The sequence below is a fragment of the Pseudomonas sp. C2B4 genome (assembly GCF_013359695.1).
Taxonomy (GTDB): Bacteria; Pseudomonadota; Gammaproteobacteria; order Pseudomonadales; family Pseudomonadaceae; genus Aquipseudomonas.
In genome coordinates this window covers 233606-247958 of record NZ_JABFMU010000002.1, presented here as the reverse complement: position 1 = coordinate 247958, position 14353 = coordinate 233606, and the positions used below count along the sequence as shown (strand labels likewise).

Below are 14353 nucleotides of genomic sequence, written 5' to 3'. Positions count from 1 at the left end.
AACATCTCCGGCTGGAGGTGGACTATATGTATAGGTCTCAACTGTCCCATCACCTCAAGGAGCGCCCCCATGGCCTGGTCCAAACCTGCTTACACCGACCTGCGTATCGGCTTTGAAGTCACCATGTACTTCGCCAGCCGCTAATTTCTGCTTTCGCAGACATGCAGCACAACGCCTCGGTGATCCCGAGGCGTTTTATTTTCAGCATTGAAATGATGGAGCATCCATGTTCGTCCAGATTCTAGGTTCCGCCGCCGGCGGCGGTTTCCCCCAGTGGAACTGCAACTGCGCCAATTGCGCAGGTTTTCGCGATGGCAGCCTTCGGGCAAAGGCGCGAACCCAGTCGTCCATCGCGATTTCCGATGACGGCGTGAACTGGGTGCTGTGCAACACCTCACCGGACATCCGTGCCCAGCTCCAGGGTTTTGCCCCGATGCAACCGGGCCGCGCCCTGCGTGATACCGGCATCAGCGCGATCATCCTGATGGACAGCCAGATCGACCACACCACCGGCCTGCTCATGCTGCGCGAAGGGTGCCCGCATCAGGTCTGGTGCACCGACATGGTCCACGAAGACCTGAGCACCGGCTTTCCGTTGTTCAACATGCTGACCCACTGGAACGGTGGGCTGACCTGGAACCAAATCGAACTGGACCAGTGCTTCAGCATCCCGGCCTGCCCGAACCTGCGTTTCACCCCGCTGCCATTGCGCAGCGCCGCGCCGCCCTACTCCCCGCACCGCTTCGATCCGCACCCGGGCGACAACATCGGCTTGATCGTCGAGGACCTGAACACCGGCGGTAAACTGTTCTACGCACCGGGTCTGGGCAAGGTCGATGCACCGCTGCTGGAGATCATGGCCGGCAGCGATTGCCTGCTGGTGGACGGCACGCTGTGGGACGACGACGAAATGCAGCGCCGTGGCGTCGGCACCCGTACCGGTCGGGAAATGGGCCACCTGGCGCAGAACGGGCCCGGCGGCATGCTCGAAGTGCTCGAGCAACTGCCGGAACAGCGCAAGGTGCTTATCCACATCAACAACACCAACCCGATCCTCGACGAAGATTCGCCGCAGCGGGCGGAACTGGATCGGCGCAATGTTGAAGTGGCGTATGACGGCATGAGTATTGTGCTGTAGGAATTAAGACCGCTGCGCGGTCATTCGCGAGCAGGCTCGCTCCCACAGGGAAATGCGATCAACTGTGGGAGCGAGCCTGCTCGCGAAGAGGCCGGTACTAGCACCAAACATCCAGGGCCCATTCCCGGAGAACCGCAATGACCGACACCCCAATGTCCCCCGCCGAATTCGAAGCCGCGCTACGCGCCAAGGGCGCGTATTACCACATCCACCACCCCTACCACGTGGCGATGTATGAAGGTCGGGCCACCCGCGAACAGATCCAGGGCTGGGTCGCCAACCGTTTCTACTACCAAGTGAACATCCCGCTCAAAGACGCCGCCATTCTGGCCAACTGCCCGGACCGCGAGATCCGTCGCGAGTGGATTCAGCGCCTGCTCGACCATGACGGCGCCCCCGGCGAAGACGGCGGCATCGAAGCCTGGCTGCGTCTGGGCCAGGCGGTTGGCCTCGACCCGGATCAGCTGCGTTCCCAGGAACTGGTACTGCCCGGCGTACGCTTCGCCGTGGACGCCTACGTCAACTTCGCCCGACGCGCCAGCTGGCAGGAAGCCGCCAGCAGTTCGCTGACCGAACTGTTCGCGCCGCAGATCCACCAGTCGCGCCTGGACAGTTGGCCGCAGCATTACCCGTGGATCGACCCGGCCGGCTACGAATACTTCCGCACGCGCCTGGGCCAGGCGCGCCGTGATGTCGAGCATGGTCTGGCAATCACACTGCAGCATTACACGACGCGGGCAGGTCAGGAGCGCATGCTGGAAATTCTCCAGTTCAAACTGGACATTCTTTGGAGCATGCTCGATGCCATGAGCATGGCCTACGAACTCAATCGCCCGCCCTATCACAGCGTGACCGGGCAACGGGTCTGGCATAAGGGAATTACGTTATGAGTTTCGATCGCAGCAAGACTCCGGCATGGCGTCCCGGTTACCGCTTCCAGTACGAGCCGGCGCAAAAAGGCCATGTGCTGTTGTACCCCGAAGGCATGATTAAACTCAATGAAAGCGCCGCGTTGATCGGCGGTCTGATCGATGGCCAGCGCGATGTCGCGGCGATCATCGCCGAACTCGACCAACAGTTCCCCGGCGTGCCGGAGCTCGGTGACGACATCGAGCAATTCATGGAGGTCGCCCGTGCTCAGCACTGGATCGAACTTGCCTGAAACTGCGTCAGACAAGTTACCGCCCAAACCGGATATCGGCCTGCCGCTGTGGCTGCTGGCCGAGCTGACCTATCGCTGCCCGCTGCAGTGCCCGTACTGCTCCAACCCGCTGGATTTCGCCGAGCAAGGCAAAGAACTCAGCACCGAGCAATGGATCAAGGTGTTTCGCGAAGCGCGGGAAATGGGCGCGGCACAACTGGGGTTTTCCGGTGGCGAGCCACTGGTGCGTCAGGATCTCGCCGAGCTGATTGCCGAGGCACGCAAGCTGGGTTTCTACACCAACCTGATCACCTCCGGCATCGGCCTGACCGAGCAGAAAATCAGTGATTTCAAGAAGGCCGGCCTCGATCATATCCAGATCAGCTTCCAGGCCAGCGACGAACAGGTGAACAACCTGCTCGCTGGTTCGAAAAAGGCCTTCGCGCAGAAGCTGGAAATGGCCCGCGCGGTGAAGGCTCATGGCTATCCGATGGTGCTGAATTTCGTGACCCATCGGCACAACATCGACAAGATCGACCGCATCATCGAGCTGTGCATTGCCCTTGAGGCGGATTTCGTCGAACTCGCCACCTGCCAGTTCTACGGCTGGGCGCAGCTTAATCGCGTCGGGTTGTTGCCGACCCGGGAACAGCTGGTGCGCGCCGAGCGAATCACCAATGAATACCGCGCCAAACTCGAAGCCGAAGGGCATCCGTGCAAGCTGATTTTCGTCACGCCGGACTATTATGAAGAACGCCCCAAAGCCTGCATGAACGGCTGGGGCAGTATTTTTCTGACCGTCACGCCGGACGGAACCGCGCTGCCCTGTCATGGCGCCCGACAGATGCCAGTGCAGTTTCCCAACGTGCGCGACCACAGCATGCAGCACATCTGGTACGACTCGTTCGGCTTCAACCGTTTTCGCGGATACGACTGGATGCCTGAGCCTTGCCGTTCCTGTGATGAGAAGGAAAAAGATTTCGGCGGCTGCCGCTGCCAGGCGTACATGCTCACGGGTGATGCGAGCAACGCCGACCCGGTGTGCAGCAAATCGCAACATCACGGCGTGATTCTCAAGGCCCGCGAAGAGGCTGAGCACGCGACCCAGACCATCGAACAACTGGCCTTTCGCAATGAACGAAACTCACGCCTCATCGCCAAAAGCTGAACCCCTCAGCGCCGCCAGAGCCGTTGCAGCCGGTATCGATTTTGCCGAACTGCAGGTTGGCCCACAGGGCCTGTTCTGGAACGAGTATCGCCCGGAGGATGCCGCCTGCCGTATCTGGCATTGGCGCGATGGCACCACGAAATGCCTGACGCCGCCGGATTTCAGCGTACGCAGTCGGGTGTACGAATATGGCGGCGGTGCGTTTTGTCTGACGGACGATGGGGTGGTTTTCGTCAATGAGGCCGATCAGCAACTGTATCGCCAATCACTGCAGGGCGAGCCCGTGGTGCTGACATCCGGTATCTGCCGCTACGGCGACTTGCAATTCGCCAACGGCCAGGTGCTGGCAGTTGAAGAAAACCGAGACCGACATCGTCTGGTGGCGATCGATCTGGCTGACGGCAAGCGCCATTTACTGGCCGAAGGCGCTGACTTCTACGCGGCCCCAACGCTCAGTCCTGATACGCGGCGCTTGGCCTGGATTGAATGGAGTCGGCCGGATCAGCCCTGGACCGCAACCCGCCTGATGATTGCCGAACGTCAAGGTGACGGTGACTTTGGCCCTGCCCATTGCGTGGCCGGCAATGAAGCTCAAGAGTCCCTGCAACAACCACGTTTTGATAGCTGCGGCCAGTTGTGTTGCCTGACGGATCGTGGCGGTTACTGGCAACCCTGGGTGGAATCGGCGAACGGCCTGATCCCTTTGCCGAGCGCGGCCGCCGATCATGGCCCGGCCCCATGGCAACTCGGTGGATGCACCTGGTTACCGCTGGGCGAGGACCACTATCTGGCAAGTTGGACCGAAGGCGGTTTTGGCCGACTGGGCATTTGTGGGGCCACCTGTGAAGAGTTTACGGGCGACTACAGCCGCTTTCGCAGCCTCGCCCTGGATGAGCAATTCATTTATTGCATCGCGGCCTCGCCGATCAGTTCTTCGGCGGTCATCGCCATCGACCGCCAGACCAGCCAAGCCCAGGTGCTGGCCGGCGGCATCGCACCGTTGCCAGCCGAACAGATCAGCCGCCCGCAAACCCTGTGCTATCCAAGCGGCGCGGGGGAAGCTCACGGCTTCTTCTATCCGGCAATGACTGGCGATGCACGACCGCCGGTGGTGGTGTTTATCCACGGCGGCCCGACCTCGGCGTGCTATCCGATGCTCGACCCGCGTATCCAGTATTGGGCGCAGCGCGGTTTCGCCGTGGCCGACCTCAACTACCGTGGCAGCAGCGGCTACGGTCGAGCCTATCGTCAGGCCCTGCATTTGAGTTGGGGTGATGTGGATGTCGAAGACGCTTGCGCGGTGGTCAGTCATCTCGCCGAACGCGGATTGATCGACGGCGACAAGGCATTCATTCGCGGCGGCAGCGCCGGTGGCTATACCACGCTGTGCGCACTGGCCTTCCACAACGTGTTCCGGGCCGGCGCCAGCCTCTATGGGGTCAGCGATCCCGTCGCGCTTGGTCGGGCCACCCACAAGTTCGAGGGCGACTACCTGGATTGGCTGATCGGCGATCCCGTGCTGGACGTCGAGCGCTACGCCGCACGAACACCGTTACTGCATGCGGGCAATATCCGCGTACCCATGATCTTCTTTCAAGGAGAACTGGACGCCGTGGTCGTGCCGCAGCAGACCCGCGACATGGTCGAAGCCCTGCAGAACAACGGCGTTCTGGTCGAAGCCCATTACTACGCGGACGAACGCCACGGCTTCCGCAAGGCCGGCAACCAGGCCCATGCGCTGGAGCAGGAGTGGCTGTTTTATCGGCGGGTGATGGATCAGGGGGACTGATCAGAAATTTCGTCGCCCCGTTCGCGAGCAGGCTCGCCCCCACAGGATCTGCGGTGCACGCAAACTTTGTGGGAGCGAGCCTGCTCGCGAAAGCTATCTACCCGGCAACACAAAACTCAACGCTTGGCGATGATGTACACCGCATGCACGATCCCCGGAATATAACCGCACAGGGTCAACAGAATATTCAGCCAGAACGCCCCGCCAAATCCCACTTGCAGAAACACACCCAGTGGTGGCAACAGAATGGCGATGATGATGCGAATAAAATCCATGGGGTCAGCTCCTGAATGAAGTCGGCTCGTGCGAGCCTACATGCAATCGACCTGTGCTGCGTGGCAGGGTTCAGCCAAATCAGTCAGGCCAGGATTTCCAGGCCATGCTTTTGAACAATGCTCAACAGCTTCAACGCCATACCGCTGGGGTGCTTATCACCTGCTTCCCACTGTTTGACGGTGGAAGGGCTAGTGTTCAAGTAGCGGGCGAACACCGGCTGGCTGACATTGTTGCGCTCACGCAGCGCCTTGATCTGCTCTGGCGAGATTTCATCCGGAACCGTGGCTAGGCATGACTCATCGAATTTGCGCATGGTCGCCTTGCTGATTGCGCCGATGGCATACAGGGCACTAGCCGATTCGTGGATCGACTCCGCTATTTCACTTTTGTATTTTTTACTCATGGGGTATCTCCATAAACTCCTTGATATCCAGCAAGCGCTGGACTTCGATCTCGGTCATCCCTCCGTATGTCTTGGCTAATTCACGTAAATCGGCCAAGTGCCTCGGAGTGATGTTGCTCTGATCCTTCTTGGCATAGAGAAACTGATAAACACAGTAACGATCACCCTTAGCCAAGAGAATCGACCGATGCCGATTGGCATTCAATCGTTTCTTCCAGACTCCACCACCAAGATCGACCGCCTGCCCCCTGAGCATCTCGGCGAATGCCTCTTGAAGTTCGTCATCACCGATCCATGCCTTCGCAGCCTGCATTGCAAAACGTTTTGTCTTGAACAGCCTTGGTGACATTGGCATCCCTTCCAAAAACATACCACCAGGTGGTATAGAACTCAAAGGCATCGCAACAACAATGTGGTTGCAATGGCACCGGCGCTCCTTGCCGACGCTCCTCTAAAAAGCCATTGATCCGGCAACCACTCAAGCCGAAATTATCGCTAGCAAAACCCGGCCACAAAAAAAGCCCCACGCCAAAAAAATCAGGCATGGGGCGTGCGTTATACCGCGAGACGGTTCGGGAGTTCGGGCAGGGCGTGTCCGGTCAGACGCAGATGCCTTTGCGGCACTGCACTTGCGCGGTACGTACTCGGGAGAAGGCGCGGGCCAGGCGCAGGAGCATTTCGTCAATGTTGGCCTTGCTGACGGTCAGCGCCGGGGTAAAGCGCAGGCAGTCGGGTTGCGGGGCATCGAGCAGCAGACCTTCGTACAACGCTGCCTTGACCACGGCATCGGCGCAATCGTCTGAAAGGGTCAGCCCCCAAAGCAGTCCTTGGCCGCGCAATTCGCCGTGGCCATAACGATGGGACAACCGCTGCAGCCCCTCACGCAGGTGCTGACCGACTTCTCCGACATGCTCCAGAAATGTCTTGTCCAGAACGCTGTCGAGCACCGCCAGGCCTGCCACGGTCATCAGCGCATTGCCATGATGGGTGCCGCTCATTTCACCGGTTTCAAAGCAGCAGGCCTTGCCCCGCGCCAGCAGGGCGGCCAGCGGCACGCCACCGCCCAGTCCTTTGCCGAGGACCACGATATCGGCCCGTACGCCGTAGGTCTGTTCGGCGAGCAAGGTGCCGCAGCGACCGACGCCGGTTTGCACTTCGTCGAGGATCAGCAGGATGCCGAGTTCTCGGCACAGACGCTCCACGCCTTTGAGGTAATGCGCCGTGGCCGGAATCACTCCGGCCTCGTTCTGGATCGGCTCAACCATGATCGCCACGGTCCGCTCATCCACGGCGGCGTGCAGTGCCGGGAGGTCGTTGAACGGCACAGGGCTGAAGCCCGGAAGTTGCGGCTCGAATCGGTTCGTCAGCGTCGAACTGTCCGACGCCGACATCGTCCCCAGACTACGACCGTGGCAGCCGTTGCTGGCAACGATAATCCGCGAAGCGCCGCTGCGATGTTGCTGACCCCACTTACGCGCCAGTTTGATCGCCGCCTCACAGGCTTCGCTGCCCGTGTTGAGCAAATACGCCTGGTCGCTGCCGGTGCTCAGGCACAGGCGCTCGGCAAGGTTGAGCAGGCCGCGGTTATTCAGGCCGAAGCCAGGATTGATCAACGACTGGGCCTGCGCTGTTATCGCACTGACCAGTGCCTTGGGGCTGTGGCCGAGGCTGTTGGCCCCACCGCCCTGGGAAAAATCCAGATACGCACGATCACCACTGTCCCACAGCCATGAGCCCTGGCCACGGACGAACACCTGTTGCGGCCGCTCGACACTTGGCATCAAACACTCACTGGAAAGGATGTCGTCCCTGTAGGAAAAGGAAGCGCCCGCCACCAGATCATCGAGACTCGGTGAATGACGGCGCAGGTTGAACAGATTCATGGGTTCAACCCTCGTTTGGGGTGTTTTGCCTTACCTATGCAAACACCCTCGAAGTAATCGGTATTCATCGCGTTCTGTGGCCCCTGTAAGCCTTATGAATGCGGTTAGACTAGGGGCAGACACGGCGTTGAGCCATTTCGATTTCCGAGCATTTTCGATAAGTAATACTTATGGATTTCAAGCAACTGCGTTATTTCGTCGCGGTCTATGAAGAAGGTCATGTCGGGCGCGCCGCCGAACGGCTGTCGATCTCGCAACCCGCCCTGTCCCAGCAGATCCGTCACCTCGAACAGTTACTCGATGTAAGCCTCTTCGAGCGCAGCAGCAAACGCCTGTTGCCGACGCTGGCGGCCCACACGCTGTACAACCATGCCCTGCCCTTGCTCGACGGCCTGCAACGGGCCCGCGAAGCGCTCGGCAATTTCAAGGGCCAGGCGTTGCGCACACTGGCCATCGGTGTCTTGCAGACGGTCCATACCAGCCTGGTGCCGCAGATGCTTGAACGGGTGCGCAAGGCGCAGCCGCATCTGGTGGTGCAGATCTACGAATTGACGGGGTTGGAGATCGAGCGACGACTGCTCAATGGTTCGTTGGATATCGGCATCAGCTATCTGCCGCCCCGGCAACCGGGACTGCATGGCGTGATGCTGTACGAAGATGAACTGACCCTTGTCATCCCGGCGGAGCATCCACTGCGCGAATTCAAGAAGGTGTCCATGAGCCAGGCCGCCGAGCTGCCAATGCTGTTACTGGGCGAGGAGTTCCAAGTGCGGCAAATCTGGCAGGCGCAACTGGCAAATCTGGGGCGACGGCCACAAGTGCAGGCAGAACTGAACAACATGGCCGGAATACTCGACAGCCTGCCGCACACGCGATTGGCGACGGTGCTGCCGGGGCGTTCGCAAAAGGCTCATGGCAATAAGGAGTTGCTGTGGAAGCCCCTGAGCGAACCGAGGGTGCCACTGAAAGTAGGATTGGTGTGCAGGGATGTGCAACGGCAGCAGGCCTCGCTCGCGTTGCTGCGGACCTTGCTTGAAGAGGTGATGAATCGGCCGGATGAACGTTTGAGCGGCCCGCCGGAGCTGGATGGCCTGAGCTGAAACTTTTTCGCAGGCATAAGAAAACCCCGCCGAAGCGGGGCTTTGCAGACTGTTTCCCTGACATCCATTTCACTCCGCCATCCTGGCAGAATCCTACGTGTCCGTGTTGTTGCTTTGCGCTTCCTGCGCGACGTCCATGGGAAGTAGATTAGCTGTGGATCCAATCTGCTTCTATGGGAGAAAAGCAGCACGTCATGTAAGAGAATGCTTACATGACGTTACATTGTCAGAACTGCGCGGCGTCCAGCAAAAACAGCGACTCGCTACCGGCTTTCACCGAGGCACTCAACGAGTGAATCCGCGGCAACAGGCGGGCGAAGTAGAACCGCGCCGTACCCAGCTTGCTGGCGTAGAAATCGTCCTGCGCTTCCTTGCCGAAAGCAGCCTTGGCCATCAGTGCCCACATGTAAGCGTAGGCGACATAACCGAACACTTGCAGGTATTCCACCGAAGCGGCGCCGATTTCGTTCGGGTTGGCTTTCGCCCGGTCCAGCAACCAGGCCGTCAGTTCGTCGAGGGTGGTCACGGCATCGTTCAACGGCTTGGTGAACTCTGCCAGATCAGCGCTGGCAGTCGCCGTGAAGTGACGAATCTCGTCAGCGAACAGGTTGTAGAACGCCCCGCCGCTGCCGACGATCTTGCGCCCCACCAGGTCCAGCGCCTGGATGCCGTTGGTGCCTTCGTAGATCTGGGTGATGCGCACGTCACGCACCAGTTGCTCCTGGCCCCATTCACGAATGTAACCGTGACCGCCGAATACTTGCTGGCCGTGGACCGTGGTTTCCAGGCCGAGGTCGGTGAGGAACGCCTTGGCCACCGGGGTCAGCAGTGCCACCAGGTCTTCCGCGCGTTTGCGGGTGGCGGCGTCTTCGCTGAACTTGGCCGTATCGAGTTGCATGGCCACATAAGTCGAGAAGGCACGACCGCCCTCGTTCGAGGCTTTCATGGTCAGCAGCATGCGACGCACGTCCGGGTGGACGATGATCGGGTCAGCCACTTTGTCCTTGTTCTGCGCGCCGGTCGGCGAACGGCTTTGCAGACGGTCACGGGCGTATTCGACGGCGTTCTGATAGGAGCGCTCGCCGCTGGCCAGCCCCTGGATGCCAACGCCCAGGCGCTCGTAGTTCATCATGGTGAACATCGCCGCCAGGCCTTTGTTCGGCTCGCCGACCAGATAACCCACGGCTTCGTCGAAGTTCATCACGCAGGTCGCGGACGCCTGGATGCCCATCTTGTGTTCGATCGAACCGCAGTTGGCCGGGTTACGCGCACCCAGGCTGCCATCGGCATTGACCATGAACTTCGGCACCAGGAACAACGAAATGCCTTTCGGGCCCGCCGGGGCGTCCGGCAGTTTGGCCAGCACCAGGTGAATGATGTTTTCGGTCAGGTCGTGCTCACCGCCGGTGATGAAGATCTTGGTGCCGCTGACCTTGTAGGAACCGTCGGCCTGAGGTTCGGCCTTGGTGCGGATGATCCCCAGGTCGGTACCGGCGTGCGGCTCGGTCAGGCACATGGAACCGGCCCAGACGCCCGCGTACATGTTCGGCAGGTACGCCGCTTTCAGCTCTTCGCTGGCGTGGGCGTTGATCGACAGGCAAGCCCCGGCGGTCAGCATCGGGTACAGGCCAAACGACAGGCTCGCGGAGTTGACCATTTCTTCGACCTGGGCCGACACCGCCTTGGGCATGCCCATGCCGCCGTACGCCGGATCGCCACCAACGCCGACCCAACCGCCTTCAGCGTAGGTCTGATAAGCCTGTGGGAAACCGGCCGGCGTGGTGACGGCACCGTCCGCCCAGTGGCAACCTTCTTCGTCAGCTGCGCGGCTCAGGGGGGCGATGCTTTTGCTGGTGACCTTGCCGGCTTCTTCGAGAATGGCTTCAACGGTTTCAGCATCAACGGTTTCGGCCAACGCCGGCAACTCGGCCCAGAGTTTGGCGACCTCGAAAACTTCGTTGAGGACGAAGCGCATATCGCGCAGGGGCGCTTTGTAGTCAGCCATGGCAAACCTCGCAAGATCTAATACAGGTGATTCACAGGAATGGTGTTTTCGATGTTTCCGAGTGTAACTCATCAACTTTTGCGACACATAGGGTCAGCACATGACTGTTTTGTAATTTTTAGTCAGCAGAAAAAAGCCCGCGCAAGGCGGGCTCCTTGAAACAGAGTTGAGTGCTTACAACGCAAACAACTCCGCCGGCAATTGCATCAGACAATCACTCCCCGCCTCGATCGCCGCCCGGTGTGTGGCAGTACGTGGCAACAGTCGCTTGAAGTAAAACTCGCTGGTCGCCAGTTTCGCCCGGCAGAAATCGGCATCGCCTTCACCCGTTTCAAGCTGTGCCTGCGCCACCAACGCCATGCGCAACCACAAGTAGCCGAGGATGATGTAGCCGCTGTACATCAGGTAATCCACCGAGGCAGCCCCGACTTCATCCGGATTCTTCATGGCGGCCATCCCGATACGGGTCGTCAGTTCACCCCATTGCTGATTCAGCTCATTGAGCTGAGCCACATAGCTGGCCAATTGCGGATGATCCGCGTGCGCCGCGCAAAACTTGTGAACGATTCGGGTGAAGCCTCGCAGCAGTTTGCCCTGACTGCCGAGGACTTTACGTCCGAGCAGGTCCAGCGCCTGAATGCCGTTGGTGCCTTCATAAATCGGCGCGATACGGCAATCGCGCACCAGTTGCTCCATACCCCATTCGCGAATGAAGCCATGGCCGCCAAACACCTGCATGCCGTGGTTGGTCACTTCCAGGCCGGTTTCGGTCATGAAGGCTTTGCAGATCGGCGTCAGGAACGCCAACAAGTCTTCTGCCTCCTGACGCGCCGCTTCATCGGTTCCCAGATGCGCGGCATCCAGTAACTGCGCGGTGAAATACGTCAGTGCGCGATTGCCTTCGTTGAAGGATTTCATGGTCAACAACATCCGGCGTACATCCGGATGAACGATGATCGGGTCGGCCGCTTTTTCCGGGGCTTTCGGGCCCGTCAGCGCACGCATCTGCAAACGCTCATTGGCGTACTTGATCGCGCCCTGGAAACTCGCCTCGCCCAGACACAAACCCTGCATGCCGGTGCCCAGCCGCGCGTGGTTCATCATGGTGAACATGCAGTTCAGGCCCTTGTTCGCTTCACCGATCAGAAAGCCCTTGGCCTCGTCGAAGTTCATCACGCAAGTGGCCGAGGCCTTGATGCCCATTTTGTGCTCGATGGAACCGCAGGACACGCCATTGCGGTCCCCTGCTTCGCCTGCTGCATCGGGCAGGAACTTGGGCACGATGAACAGCGAAATGCCCTTGGTCCCGGCCGGCGCATCGGGCAGTTTCGCCAGCACCAGGTGGATGATGTTATCGCTCATGTCGTGCTCACCGGCAGAGATGAAAATCTTGCTGCCGGAGATTGCATAACTGCCGTCGGCTTGAGGCACGGCACGGGTCTTGATGATGCCCAGGTCGGTGCCGCAATGGGCCTCGGTCAGGCACATGGTGCCGGTCCATTGGCCGGCCGTTAGCTTGCTCAGGTAGGTCTGTTTCTGCTCCTCGGTGCCATGGGCGTGGATCGCCGACATCGCACCGTGGGTCAGGCCGGGGTACATGCCCCACGACGTATTGCTGGACGCCACCATTTCGCTGATGACCAGCCCCAGGGAGCTGGGCAAACCCTGGCCACCGTACGCCGGATCCGCCGCTAGGCCATGCCAGCCGCCTTCCACATAGTGGGCGAAAGCCTGTTTGAAGCCGGCGGGCGTCGTCACCACGCCATTGTCGAAATGGCAGCCCTCTTCGTCGCCGCTGCGGTTGAGGGGGGACAACACGTTCTCACAGAATTTTGCACCTTCTTCGAGGATCGCATTGATCATGTCCGGACTGGCGTCCGTGGCACCCAATGCCGCGTAGTTGCCGTGAAAGTCGAAGACGTGGTCGATCAGAAAGCGCATGTCGCGCAAGGGAGCTTTGTACTCGGGCATGGTCATTCTCCGTCAGCAGATTTCTTCAACCTACTGCCGCCGACCACGCCCCACAATCACTGTCCAGACGCTGAATGCGCCATCATCACTCAGCCGTGGCAGCGTCCCTGCGCACGGCACCACGGCGGTTCTGCCCGAACGCCACGACGCAGTTACGCCCGGCGCCCTTGGCGCTGTAGAGCGCCTGGTCGGCGGACTTGAGCACTTCTTCGGGGGTACGTTGCTCAACCCGTTCGGCGACGCCGATGCTGACGGTGACCGACACGCTCGAAGCGCTGGAGCCGGAGCGACGTTGACGCCCCTGGCTGTCATCCTGCGGACGGCTGTCCTGATTGCGCAGATGAATGTTGTAGGTGGCGATGGATTCGCGGATCACTTCCAGGTGCGGCAGGCACTCCTCCACGGTCTTGCCGGCAAACACCAGGGCAAACTCCTCACCGCCGTAGCGATACGCCTTGCCGCCGCCACTGATTTTCGCCAGTTTGCTGGCCACCAGGCGTAACACCTGGTCGCCGACATCGTGGCCGTGGGTGTCGTTGAATTTCTTGAAGTGGTCGACGTCGCTCATCGCCAGCACATAGTTGCGTCCCAGACGCTGCATGCGCTCGTTCAACGCGCGGCGTCCCGGCAGCCCCGTCAGCTCGTCACGGAAGGCCATCTGGTAAGCCTCATGGGCCACGGCGGCGGCAATCATCAACATCACCTGACTGCACATGATGTTCAGGGTGAACGGCAATATGAACGTTTTCGGCAACATCCAGAACAGCCCGAGCAAGCCCACCAGTTGCGCGGCATGCAGCGGTCTCGGGTTGCGCCAATATTGCCAGGACAGCAGCAGGAAGGAGGCGATGAACACCGGGTACGACAACTGGATCAAGCTCATCCACGCGCCGTGCAAGGCTGGCCAGCGGATCTCCGACAGCCACATCAGCAGCGCCTGTGGGTAACTTTGTTCCACCCCCAATGCCACGCTGCCCACCGCCAGCAACACGGCGAAACGCGCCACCATGTCCTGGAACAGGTGGGTTCGCTCCTGCCAGGCGGCGAACACGCCGAACAACAAGGGCAGCAGCAGACAGCACAAATGGAAGACCACCGCGGCGTCTTCCCGCACCTTGCCGTTGTCGCGGTAGTAGTCAGTCTGGGTGTCGAGCAGGAAGTAGGCGATGTACACCGTGACCATCAGGAACAGTTCACGCTGGCGCCGGTAAACCGCGCAGTAGGCACCGCCGAGCAGCAGCACCAACGTGGGCAGCACGTTGAACAGCGAGGTGAAGAAGACGTTCAGATCCTTGACGTAGGCAGCGGCAAGCCCCGCCAGTAACAGCAGCAATGACGGCAGAAAATGACTGAAACGTACAGCGGAAGAACGCGGCAAGGGTAAAGCTCCGACCGTCATAGCAATTGATGGCATTGTGCCTGCAATGCAGGTCAATAAGCACACACATTCTGACCAAGGTCACATGGCCATCATTGTTA

The 14353-nt window shown here is 60.1% G+C and carries 15 protein-coding genes; 7 read left to right on the top strand and 8 right to left on the bottom strand.

The annotated features are described in order from the left end of the window. Nucleotides 1–69 precede the first annotated feature (69 nt). The 6 genes from pqqA to HNQ83_RS02780 all read left to right on the top strand — a co-directional run bounded on the left by pqqA (nt 70) and on the right by HNQ83_RS02780 (nt 5236). Nucleotides 70–144 (top strand): pyrroloquinoline quinone precursor peptide PqqA, encoded by a 75-nt coding sequence (pqqA, locus tag HNQ83_RS02805; RefSeq protein ID WP_080591079.1) that lies wholly within the window; start codon nt 70–72, stop codon nt 142–144. Nucleotides 145–226: 82 nt separating this feature from the next. Continuing rightward, nucleotides 227–1138, top strand: coding sequence for a pyrroloquinoline quinone biosynthesis protein PqqB (gene pqqB, locus HNQ83_RS02800; protein ID WP_175387560.1), 912 nt, complete (start codon nt 227–229; stop codon nt 1136–1138). Nucleotides 1139–1275: 137 nt separating this feature from the next. Then, nucleotides 1276–2028 (top strand): pyrroloquinoline-quinone synthase PqqC, encoded by a 753-nt coding sequence (pqqC, locus tag HNQ83_RS02795; protein ID WP_175387559.1) that lies wholly within the window; start codon nt 1276–1278, stop codon nt 2026–2028. Further along, a complete protein-coding gene (pqqD, locus tag HNQ83_RS02790; RefSeq protein WP_175387558.1) occupies nt 2025–2300 on the top strand; it encodes a pyrroloquinoline quinone biosynthesis peptide chaperone PqqD in 276 nt (91 codons plus the stop codon). The genes pqqC and pqqD overlap by 4 nt, the downstream gene beginning before the upstream one ends. Beyond that, nucleotides 2293–3447: a pyrroloquinoline quinone biosynthesis protein PqqE gene (pqqE, locus tag HNQ83_RS02785; protein WP_175387557.1), complete on the top strand. Its 1155-nt coding sequence runs from the start codon at nt 2293–2295 to the stop codon at nt 3445–3447. Before pqqD ends, pqqE begins: the two co-directional genes overlap by 8 nt. Beyond that, complete coding sequence (locus HNQ83_RS02780) at nt 3413–5236, top strand: S9 family peptidase (protein WP_175387556.1); 1824 nt, start codon at nt 3413–3415, stop codon at nt 5234–5236. Before pqqE ends, HNQ83_RS02780 begins: the two co-directional genes overlap by 35 nt. Nucleotides 5237–5352: 116 nt before the next feature. On the opposite strand, the gene HNQ83_RS02775 is transcribed toward HNQ83_RS02780, so the two are convergent. From HNQ83_RS02775 to HNQ83_RS02755, 5 genes are all read right to left on the bottom strand, one after another. Continuing rightward, complete coding sequence (locus tag HNQ83_RS02775) at nt 5353–5511, bottom strand: YqaE/Pmp3 family membrane protein (RefSeq protein ID WP_003228885.1); 159 nt, start codon at nt 5509–5511, stop codon at nt 5353–5355. 83 nt (nt 5512–5594) lie between these two features. After that, entirely contained in the window at nt 5595–5915 is a 321-nt protein-coding gene (locus HNQ83_RS02770) for a DNA-binding transcriptional regulator (protein ID WP_175387555.1), read from the bottom strand. Then, nucleotides 5908–6264, bottom strand: coding sequence for a type II toxin-antitoxin system RelE/ParE family toxin (locus tag HNQ83_RS02765; protein ID WP_175387554.1), 357 nt, complete (start codon nt 6262–6264; stop codon nt 5908–5910). Before HNQ83_RS02765 ends, HNQ83_RS02770 begins: the two co-directional genes overlap by 8 nt. Further along, nucleotides 6200–6460: a hypothetical protein gene (locus HNQ83_RS02760; RefSeq protein WP_175387553.1), complete on the bottom strand. Its 261-nt coding sequence runs from the start codon at nt 6458–6460 to the stop codon at nt 6200–6202. Before HNQ83_RS02760 ends, HNQ83_RS02765 begins: the two co-directional genes overlap by 65 nt. 54 nt (nt 6461–6514) lie before the next feature. Next, nucleotides 6515–7798: an aspartate aminotransferase family protein gene (locus HNQ83_RS02755; protein ID WP_175387552.1), complete on the bottom strand. Its 1284-nt coding sequence runs from the start codon at nt 7796–7798 to the stop codon at nt 6515–6517. 170 nt (nt 7799–7968) lie between these two features. Between HNQ83_RS02755 and HNQ83_RS02750 the strand changes: the two genes are divergently transcribed. Further along, nucleotides 7969–8898, top strand: a complete 930-nt coding sequence (locus HNQ83_RS02750; protein ID WP_175387551.1) for a LysR family transcriptional regulator — start codon at nt 7969–7971, stop codon at nt 8896–8898. Between the two features lie 226 nt (nt 8899–9124). On the opposite strand, the gene HNQ83_RS02745 is transcribed toward HNQ83_RS02750, so the two are convergent. The 3 genes from HNQ83_RS02745 to HNQ83_RS02735 form a co-directional block, all read right to left on the bottom strand. Next, the gene (locus HNQ83_RS02745; RefSeq protein ID WP_175387550.1) at nt 9125–10903 is read right to left on the bottom strand and encodes an acyl-CoA dehydrogenase C-terminal domain-containing protein; all 1779 of its coding nucleotides are present in this window, start codon (nt 10901–10903) and stop codon (nt 9125–9127) included. Between the two features lie 174 nt (nt 10904–11077). Beyond that, nucleotides 11078–12874 carry an acyl-CoA dehydrogenase C-terminal domain-containing protein gene (locus tag HNQ83_RS02740; RefSeq protein ID WP_175387549.1) on the bottom strand — a complete coding sequence of 599 codons (1797 nt, stop codon included), beginning with the start codon at nt 12872–12874 and terminating at the stop codon, nt 11078–11080. Between the two features lie 85 nt (nt 12875–12959). Then, the gene (locus tag HNQ83_RS02735; protein ID WP_175387548.1) at nt 12960–14252 is read right to left on the bottom strand and encodes a GGDEF domain-containing protein; all 1293 of its coding nucleotides are present in this window, start codon (nt 14250–14252) and stop codon (nt 12960–12962) included. Nucleotides 14253–14353 lie beyond the last annotated feature (101 nt).

Coding starts and splice junctions, on each gene's coding strand:
- pqqB (WP_175387560.1), top strand. CDS start 227: ATGTTCGTCCAGATTCTAGGTTCCGCCGCCGGCGGCGGTTTCCCCCAG.
- pqqC (WP_175387559.1), top strand. CDS start 1,276: ATGACCGACACCCCAATGTCCCCCGCCGAATTCGAAGCCGCGCTACGC.
- pqqD (WP_175387558.1), top strand. CDS start 2,025: ATGAGTTTCGATCGCAGCAAGACTCCGGCATGGCGTCCCGGTTACCGC.
- HNQ83_RS02780 (WP_175387556.1), top strand. CDS start 3,413: ATGAACGAAACTCACGCCTCATCGCCAAAAGCTGAACCCCTCAGCGCC.
- HNQ83_RS02775 (WP_003228885.1), bottom strand. CDS start 5,511: ATGGATTTTATTCGCATCATCATCGCCATTCTGTTGCCACCACTGGGT.
- HNQ83_RS02770 (WP_175387555.1), bottom strand. CDS start 5,915: ATGAGTAAAAAATACAAAAGTGAAATAGCGGAGTCGATCCACGAATCG.
- HNQ83_RS02765 (WP_175387554.1), bottom strand. CDS start 6,264: ATGTCACCAAGGCTGTTCAAGACAAAACGTTTTGCAATGCAGGCTGCG.
- HNQ83_RS02760 (WP_175387553.1), bottom strand. CDS start 6,460: ATGCCTGATTTTTTTGGCGTGGGGCTTTTTTTGTGGCCGGGTTTTGCT.
- HNQ83_RS02755 (WP_175387552.1), bottom strand. CDS start 7,798: ATGAATCTGTTCAACCTGCGCCGTCATTCACCGAGTCTCGATGATCTG.
- HNQ83_RS02750 (WP_175387551.1), top strand. CDS start 7,969: ATGGATTTCAAGCAACTGCGTTATTTCGTCGCGGTCTATGAAGAAGGT.
- HNQ83_RS02745 (WP_175387550.1), bottom strand. CDS start 10,903: ATGGCTGACTACAAAGCGCCCCTGCGCGATATGCGCTTCGTCCTCAAC.
- HNQ83_RS02740 (WP_175387549.1), bottom strand. CDS start 12,874: ATGCCCGAGTACAAAGCTCCCTTGCGCGACATGCGCTTTCTGATCGAC.